At 73.3% G+C, this 206-nt stretch carries 1 protein-coding gene; it reads left to right on the plus strand.

Going from position 1 to position 206, the window contains the following annotated elements; translation table 11 throughout:
- A partial coding sequence (locus IF89_RS40515; RefSeq protein WP_043195272.1) for a hypothetical protein occupies window positions 1-206 on the plus strand: 206 nt, incomplete at both ends.

Below are 206 nucleotides of genomic sequence, written 5' to 3' on the forward strand. Positions count from 1 at the left end.
CTACGACGCCTACGGCCGGCTCACCTCCACCACCGTCCACAACGGCGGCGACGCCAAGGCCCCGGTACTGCGGTCGACCGCCTACACCGCCAACGCCGCCGGCGACATCACCACGGTCACCGCCACCGGTGCGGACGGCAGCAAGACAGCCACCGCGCACCAGACCGATGCCGCGGGCCGCCTCACCGCCCTCACCACCGACGGCA

This window comes from Streptomyces sp. NRRL F-2664, from assembly GCF_000719345.1.
In the GTDB taxonomy this organism is placed as follows: Bacteria; Actinomycetota; Actinomycetes; order Streptomycetales; family Streptomycetaceae; genus Streptomyces.